At 68.7% G+C, this 431-nt stretch carries 1 pseudogene; it reads right to left on the bottom strand.

Annotation, left to right across the window (positions count from 1 at the left end):
* Positions 1–431: pseudogene (locus HCK04_RS40600) on the bottom strand (hypothetical protein); the annotation flags it as partial.

Genomic DNA, 431 nt, shown 5'->3' with positions numbered 1-431 from the left:
GGTGGTCGCGTTGGACTTGGTGTCGTAGACGCAGTGACCCGCGGTCGCCACCAGGTTCTTGTACTGCGACTGAACCGAGGTGGCCGAGCACCAGTGCGGCTTGTGGTCCGCGCCGATGAAGAACACCTTGCCGGTGGTCTTCGGCAGGTTCACGTTCTTGAGGCTGCCGGTGGCGGCCTTCTGGTCGCCGCTCGACCCGACAACGCCGGCCTTGGTGTCGGCGGAGGCCCCGCCGGTCGACACGTGCTTGGTGGGGACCGTGGTCTCCACCGTGTACGGGGTGGCGTTGATCAGGTTGGCCTTGGCCTGGCCGTACCAGAACGCCGCGACCTGCTGAGCCGCGAGGTTGGTGTTGGCCAGGTTCACGGCCGGAACCGAGTCGGCGTGAGCCGGGGCAGCGATCGCCGCGGAGGCCAGCAGGCCGGCCGCGA

The organism is Microbispora sp. CL1-1 (assembly GCF_012034195.1).
GTDB lineage: Bacteria > Actinomycetota > Actinomycetes > Streptosporangiales > Streptosporangiaceae > Microbispora.
Note: the sequence above shows the minus strand (reverse complement) of the source record. Positions and strands in the feature narration are given on the sequence as shown.